Genomic DNA, 7,705 nt, shown 5'->3' on the forward strand with positions numbered 1-7,705 from the left:
TGTGTTTTTTTGGGGACTTTTGGCTTAGCTAAAAGTCCCTTTTTTTATTTTTATAGTTTTTTGTAATCTTTTGGGAATTCTAGAATTCCCTAGTAAATTATGTTAGAATTCTAAAATTCTAAAATTCTAGAATTCTCTACAATCTAAGGAATTCTAGTTAGGAATTCTAGAATTCCCTATTCTTTAAATAATTTTTTAACTTAATAATGCTAAAATGCCAAGTTTTTAATTTTTTGAAAGGGATGAAATATGCAAACAAATCATTCTAATGGCTGTGGTTGCACTTCTAGACGCGGTTTTATCGGGTTTAGTTTTGGTGCTGTTGCAGCAGTGGGTGGTCTTTTTGCGCTTGGCGCGATGAAAAAGACTTGGGATCCACTACCTAGCGTGCGTGCGGCTGGTTTTACTACAGTAGACCTTAGTCCGCTAAAAGACGGTGAGTTCTCACAAGTTGAGTGGCGTAAAAAACCTATTTTTATAGTCAAAAAATCAGCTGATATGAAACCAAATGATAATCGTGATATAGTTATCGGCGATGGTCGTTATATGGTAGTTATCGGGCTTTGTACTCATCTTGGCTGTATTCCTAGCTGGAACGCAGCTAATAAACAATTTAAATGCGCTTGCCATGGTGGCGAGTTTGACGACAGCGGTCTAAACACCTTTGGGCCACCACCTCGTCCTCTTGATATCCCACCATTTAGGATAGATGGCACAAAACTAGTGCTTGGTGAAACTGGCCCAGAGTATGAAAAACTCATGGCTCAGGCATAAGGGGGAGTAAATGGCACATATTACAAAAGCTACCAGTGTAAAAGACTGGTTTGATCAAAGAATAGCTCTAACAAAGCTTTGGAATGTCTTAGCAGCGCAGTACTGGGTACCAAAAAACATTAGCTGGCTATGGGCGATGGGCGTGGTGCTAACTGTGCTTTTCACCTTGCTTTTTGTGAGCGGTTTGCTACTACTGATGTACTACAAACCAGATGCAAAACTAGCATTTGATAGCGTAAACTACACTATAATGCAAGAAGTAGAATACGGCTGGCTATGGCGACATATTCACGCAGTTGCGGCTTCTGTTATTTTCCTTGTGATTTATATTCACATGTTTACAGGCATTTACTACGGTTCTTATAAAAAAGGCCGCGAGATGATTTGGATTACTGGTATGGTGCTTTTCCTTGTATTCTCAGCTGAGGCCTTTAGTGGATATATGCTACCTTGGGGGCAAATGAGCTACTGGGCGGCTATGGTTATTACAAATCTATTTGGCGGAATTCCAGTTATCGGCGAGGCTTTGGTTGAGTGGATTAGAGGTGATTTCGCTGTAAGCGACCCTACGCTAACTCGCTTTTTCATGCTTCATGTTTGCTTATTGCCTATTGTTATTATTATGACTATTGTAGTTCACTTCTACACTCTACGCGTCCCACATGTAAACAACCTTGAGGGCGAAGAAATAGACTTTGAAGTAGAGGCTGAGAAATACCTTGAGGGCAAAACAAAAGAGAGCAAAGTAATTCCATTTTGGCCAGCATTCCTTAGCAAGGATTTCATGTATGTAAGCTTCTTTATGATTTTCTTTATCTATCTAGTTTGCTTCCATTTTAACTTTGCTATGGATCCTATTAACTTTGACCCAGCAGATCCAGGTAAAACTCCACTACACATTTATCCAGAGTGGTATTTTCTGTGGCAATACGAAATTTTGCGTGGCTTTTTCTTTGATATCCCACTTGGCTTTATGACGCTAAAAGCAGCTGATATCGGCTCTGCGGCTATGGGCTTTGCTGGAATTTCACTTATTTTGATGCCTTTATTAGATAGAAGCGATGTTGTAGCCCCTGCTCACAAGCGCCCTGCATTTTTCATTTGGTTCTGGATTTTCTTGATTGATTTGATTATTCTTACAATCTATGGAAAATTGCCACCAACAGACTTTAACGCTTGGGTAGGCTTTTATGCATCTGTAGGATATTTGGTGCTACTTCTTGTAGTTCTTCCTATCATTACTATTAAAGAAAGAAAGGCTGCAAAATGAAACAACTAGTATCATTTATCGTAGTAGTCGTAGTTACTGCGGTTACTTACTGGGGTGTGGAGCCTCTTGCTCATTCGGTTATGAATCCGCATGTAGCCCCTGCGAATTTTAACTTCGCTGAAGAAGACTACGAACAAGCAATGGCTGGACTATCTGCTTTTCAAGTAAAAATCGACGAAGCTACAAAATCAGGCGAAGAAGCAGCCATCACTAAGGCTAAAAAAGACTATGAGTACGCTGATGCTATCGTCCAAGAAAACATTAGATTCTGGGATGAGATCAAGGCTATCGATCTAGCAAAGGGTGATGCCGCAAAAGGTGCTGAGCTAATCCAAATGGCAGGCTGTACAGGCTGCCATGGACTAAAAGCAGCTGGCATGGAAAATCCAAACGATTATAAAACAGCAGCTAGCGGTATGAGCGTAGCCCCAAGCGATATTAGCAATATTGCTTATTTGTATGATGAGAAGTTCTTAGCAGCACTTATCAAAGACCCTGCTAGAGCTTTGAAAGTTACTCATAAATTTGGCGATGAGAGACCATTTGAGATGCCAGCGTTCTTTGGCGCAGGTGGTAATCTAAACGAAGAAATCGCTCACATCGTAGCTTACCTAAAAAGCATAGCTCCTAAAGAGATGAGTAATAAAGAAGTGTTTGAAAGCGCTTGTGCTCGCTGCCATGATATGAAATACGACAATGTATTTGCCGCTGGTAACAAACAAGAGATCAAAGCTTACCTTGGTATTACACCACCTGATCTATCTATGTATATCCGCAGCCGCAGCATAGAGTATCTACACAACTTCATCAACGACCCTCAAAAAATGCTAAATGGCACTTCAATGCCACGCGTTGGTCTAAATGAACAAGCGCAGAATCAAGTAGTAGCTTATATGCAAAGCGTCGGCGATAGCAAAAAAGAAGAGCGCGAGAGCCTTGGTCTTTGGATTATGGGATATTTTCTTATCCTTGGAATTCTAGTTATTCTTTGGAAAAACAAAGTTTGGCGCAACCTTCACTAAGAGTTATTAGGAATTCTAGATTTTAGAATTCCTACAACTTTAAATCTAGAATTCCTAGTAGAAAATGCTTAGGAATTCTAGATTTCTTACTGATATTTATACCTTAAAATCACTTTGGAACACCTTTTGCTTGTTATTTTCTAAAATTAGCAAAAAGGCTAAAAATGAGATATATTTTCTTACTAGCATTTATTATCGCAGCAGCTTATAGCGCAAAGGTAAAAGACCTAGCTAGCGTAATCGGTGTGCGTGAAAACCAAGTCATCGGCTATGGCCTTGTAGTAGGACTTAGCGGCACTGGCGATGGCTCTAGCTCAAAGTTTACTATCCAATCAATCGCAAATATGCTACAAAGCGTAAATGTAAAACTAAGCCCAAATGATATAAAAAGTAAAAATGTAGCTGCTGTAATGGTAACAGGACGCCTACCAGCCTTCGCTCGCCAAGGCGATACCATAGACATCTCAGTAAGCTCAATCGGCGATGCTAAAAGCCTAATGGGCGGCACGCTACTACTAACTGCGCTAAAAGGCGTGGATGGTGAAATCTACGCTCTAGGCCAAGGCGCGCTAGCACTAGGTGGCTCAGTAGGCCGTGGTGGCAATCACCCTACCGCAGCCACTATCCCAGGCGGCGGCATAATCGAGCGAGAAGTAGCCTACGACATTGCCACAGCTACAAACGCAAGTCTAAGCCTGAAAAACTCTAGCTTTGATACAGCCAAAAAACTCCAAGATGCGATAAACGCTCGCTTTAGCAACTCAGCACTAGCAATTGACCCACGCACTTTGCAAATTCAAAAGCCAGAAAATATGAGCATGGTGGAGTTCATGGCAGCTGTGCTTGAGCTTGATGTGGATTACAGCGCAGAGCAAAAAGTAGTAATTGATGAGCGCACAGGCACAGTAGTAAGCGGTGTGGGCGTAAAAGTAGAGCCTACCATCATCAGCCACGGCGGTATCACGCTAAAAATAGAGCCAAACACTTACGCCCCAGCTGGCGATACGCCAGCTCCAAATGTGCTAGATATCGGCGATAACACGAGCATAAATGCGGGCAATAACACGCTAAATGTAGGCACTGATACCACAGTAGCAAATGTAGCAAGAGCACTAAATAAGCTAGGTGCTTCGCCAAAAGATATAATTGCGATCTTAGAAAATCTAAAAAGAGCAGGCGCAATCCACGCTAACTTGGAGGTGATTTGATGATAGATAATACCTTAGCCATAAATGCTTATAACGCAAGCAAAATAGATGCGCTAACAGCAAGAAACGCTGAAATAGGGAATTCTAGTTTTGCTAGCGAGCTAGACTTGGCTTTAGAAAAAAACACTAAGCCAAGTGCTGAGTTTAAAGCCAATTTTAAAGAGCAAAAAGAGCTAGTAAATGGCATTGATACCAAAGCGCTTAGAGAACAAACTGATGCTTTTGAGAGCTTTTTTGTAAAAATGGTGCTTGATATTGCTATAAAGACTGAAAATCCACTCTTTGGCAAGGACGCAGGAGATGAAATATACGGCTCAATGTATCGCCAGACGATGAGTGAGGCACTCTCAGGTGGATTTGGATTTAGTGATATGATTTATGATTATTTACTAGAAAGGGCTAAATAATCTTTGCTTTTAGCCGATTTAGATGCTAAATATCTTTTAAGGAAAAGCTTATGATTAGCCCAGTTAGCACAGGTGCCAGCTATATCGCAAAACCAAGCGAAACAGCTAGGATAAAACAAGAACAAACACAAGCCAGCCAAGGCAAACTAGAAAAAATCGCCGAGCAAATAAATAAAGGTGAGTATAAACTAGATTTAAAAACTCTAGCAACTAGGATAGCTGACGAACTGGCTTGAAATATTTTTCGGAGCCTAAAATGATAAAAAAATACCTAAACGACTCAATTGAGTGCTTAGCAAAGATAATAGCACTCACAAAAGAAGATATAGAAAACATAAAACAAGCTAAACATGACGAGGTCGGCCCCCACTCAGAGCTTAAAACCAAGCTTCTTGCAGCCTTTGAAACAAATAAAAAAGCCCTAGATGCAGAGCTAGTAAAACTAGCCTCGAAGCACGCAGAAAAGAACATCGCTGAGCTTCTTGATGATGAGATAAAAGACAAGCTAAGCGAGCTTCGCACAGTATTATTAGAGCTAAAAGATGTAAATAGAGAATACGCAAAAAGCGTGGTGGTGGTAAAGGAGTTTTTTGACTCACTTGTAGGCGTGATGCTAGGCAAACCAACACAAAATAGCTATACTGATAAAGCGCTTGGTTCTAGCAAAGATGAAATTTTTAAAGCAAGGGTGTAAAAATGGGAATTTTTGATTCTTTATACATAGGCAACTCTGGCTTAAACGCTGCCCAAATCCAAATCCAAACCACTGGAAATAACATAACAAACGCAAACAACGAGTTCTATACTCGCCAAAGAGTGATCCAACAAGCAAGAGAGGGGCTTCACAGAGCAGGCGGAGATATAGGACTTGGCACAAATGTCCAACAAATCGTCCGTATGCACGATGAGTATGCTTACCAAAAAATGACTAGTTCATACTCAAACCTATCTGATACAGGCTATAAAGAGCAAATTTTAACAGAAATTACAAACCGCTTTCCAGACCTTGCTGATAGTGGAATTTTTCAGGATTTAAAAGACTATTATGCAGCGTGGAATGACTATGCCTCAAACCCAGCTGAAGCCTCACAAAAAACCGTGCTACTAAACGCAACTAGAATTCTAACAAACGATATAAACACAGCCTACAACGAGCTTGAAGAGATAAGAAGCACTGTAAATGAGCAGTTTTTGCTAACTATAGAAGAAGTAAATGAAATCGCTAAGCAAATCAGCGAAATAAATGCTGATTTGCAACGCATAGAAATAAACACCAGCGTAAATGGCAACGACTTGCGCGATAAGCGTGATGAGCTAGAATTGCGTCTTAGCAAGCTTACAAATATTGATTCGTTCAAAGAAGATATAAGCTCAAGGACTTTATATAAAGACGATGCTACTATCTATGATATGGGACGAAACTACACTCTTAGCATAAATGGTATCACAATCGTAGATGGCTCAAACTACCATCCAATCAAGCTAAATACAGAATTCACAGAAAACGGCTACGCAGTGCCTTATTATGAGCTAAATGATGAGAGCCGCATTGATATCAGTGCTCGTTTTACTAGTGGAAAAATCGCAGCCATGCTAGATCTAAGGGGTCGCGTGCCAAATGGCGATGGCAGTTTTACAGATGGACTTATTACAAAATACCAAGACAATCTTGATGCTTTTGCCAAAACTCTAGTTACGCAAACAAATAGTATCTATGCTAGTTCAGCTAGTACTGAGATGGTCTCAGACTATCTAAAAGATGTAAAAGACGATACAACTCTACAAAACTTTGATAGCGGTATAAAAGATGGCGAGTTTACCGTAAAGGTCTACAACACCCAAGGGCAAGTAGTAGCACAGCGTAATATCGCAATAAATGCAGCAACCACGCTAAATGATATCACTAGGGGCAATTCTATTGTAAATGACTTTAATATGAATAGAGATGATAATGGCGATAATAACCTTACAAACGACCTAGATGATTATTTTAAGGCAGTTTATGCCTACGACCCAATTAGCAAGACAGGAAACATCTCATTTAAGCCAACTGATCGCTATCCAAGTGGATATTTCATCGCTATTGAAGATAATGGCACGAACTTTGCAGGCACCTTGGGGCTTTCAAAGTTTTTAGATGGTCAAAGTGCTGCTAGCATACGCCCAGACGATGATATCAACCACGACAGCGCTCTTATAAAAGGTGGCAAAAGCCCGCTTGCAGGCGATAATGAAATGGCTAATGATATGGTAAATATGCAAAATCAGCGCTTTTATTTTAATAGCCTTAGCACAGGAGAGTCTACCGAGACTATTAGCGGCTACTACCGCTACTTCACGACAGACATCGCAAGCGACACCGCAAGCGTGAAATCTCAACATGTAACAAACACCGCTATAAACAACACCTCAGTCCAAGAGTGGCAAAGCGTGAGCGGCGTAAATATAGACGAAGAGCTCTCAAATCTAATAAAGTTTCAATCAAGCTACGGCGCAGCAGCCAAGATCATCACAACAGTAGAAAGAATGCTACAAACCTTGCTTGATCTTAAGCAATAATTATTTTAATCTAGAATTCCCTAGTTTTTTTGCTTCGCATCTACTAGTTTTTGGGGGTTGGGGGGTATTTTTTACTTAGGAATTCTAGAATTTTACTTAGGAATTCTAGATTTTACTTAGAAATTCTAGATTTTTACTTAGGAATTCTAGAATTTTACTTAGGAATTCTAGAATTCCACCTAGAATTCCCTACCCAATTTTAGAATTCCCTAAAAACTTTTTAAAAAACTTTTTAAAAAACTTTTTAATTTTAATCAAACTTTAAGCAAAGCACTTGTATAATTTCAGCTCGCTTTTGGAGAAAAGCCTTGCTGAAATATGATTATTTCATTATTTTAGCGTGTTTTTTAATATTTTTTTATGTTAAACGAATACAAAGTCAATCTTTGAAATCTAAACAAGTGATCTAATCGAGCCAAACTATTTTATATAGTTAAATAGTTTTAAGATTAAACTTCACATACC

Annotated in this window: 8 protein-coding genes; all 8 read left to right on the top strand. The window is 39.7% G+C overall.

Annotated features, from left to right (window positions below):
• Nucleotides 1-249: 249 nt before the first annotated feature.
• Nucleotides 250-774, top strand: coding sequence for a Rieske 2Fe-2S domain-containing protein (locus PTQ34_RS08170; RefSeq protein WP_273933082.1), 525 nt, complete (start codon nucleotides 250-252; stop codon nucleotides 772-774).
• Between the two features lie 10 nt (nucleotides 775-784).
• On the top strand, nucleotides 785-2,044 hold the full coding sequence (locus PTQ34_RS08175) for a cytochrome b (RefSeq protein WP_273931138.1): 1,260 nt from the start codon (nucleotides 785-787) through the stop codon (nucleotides 2,042-2,044).
• Complete coding sequence (locus PTQ34_RS08180) at nucleotides 2,041-3,066, top strand: c-type cytochrome (protein ID WP_273933083.1); 1,026 nt, start codon at nucleotides 2,041-2,043, stop codon at nucleotides 3,064-3,066. The genes PTQ34_RS08175 and PTQ34_RS08180 overlap by 4 nt, the downstream gene beginning before the upstream one ends.
• A 164-nt stretch (nucleotides 3,067-3,230) precedes the next feature.
• Nucleotides 3,231-4,274, top strand: a complete 1,044-nt coding sequence (locus PTQ34_RS08185) for a flagellar basal body P-ring protein FlgI (protein ID WP_273933084.1) — start codon at nucleotides 3,231-3,233, stop codon at nucleotides 4,272-4,274.
• The gene (locus tag PTQ34_RS08190) at nucleotides 4,271-4,681 is read left to right on the top strand and encodes a rod-binding protein (protein WP_404814922.1); all 411 of its coding nucleotides are present in this window, start codon (nucleotides 4,271-4,273) and stop codon (nucleotides 4,679-4,681) included. The genes PTQ34_RS08185 and PTQ34_RS08190 overlap by 4 nt, the downstream gene beginning before the upstream one ends.
• 50 nt (nucleotides 4,682-4,731) lie before the next feature.
• Entirely contained in the window at nucleotides 4,732-4,917 is a 186-nt protein-coding gene (locus PTQ34_RS08195) for a flagellar biosynthesis anti-sigma factor FlgM (RefSeq protein WP_273931141.1), read from the top strand.
• A gap of 20 nt (nucleotides 4,918-4,937) precedes the next feature.
• On the top strand, nucleotides 4,938-5,375 hold the full coding sequence (gene flgN / locus PTQ34_RS08200; RefSeq protein ID WP_273933085.1) for a flagellar export chaperone FlgN: 438 nt from the start codon (nucleotides 4,938-4,940) through the stop codon (nucleotides 5,373-5,375).
• Nucleotides 5,376-5,377: 2 nt separating this feature from the next.
• Nucleotides 5,378-7,240 carry a flagellar hook-associated protein FlgK gene (gene flgK, locus PTQ34_RS08205; protein ID WP_273933086.1) on the top strand — a complete coding sequence of 621 codons (1,863 nt, stop codon included), beginning with the start codon at nucleotides 5,378-5,380 and terminating at the stop codon, nucleotides 7,238-7,240.
• The last annotated feature ends 465 nt before the right edge of the window (nucleotides 7,241-7,705 follow it).

Source organism: Campylobacter magnus (assembly GCF_028649595.1).
GTDB lineage: Bacteria > Campylobacterota > Campylobacteria > Campylobacterales > Campylobacteraceae > Campylobacter > Campylobacter magnus.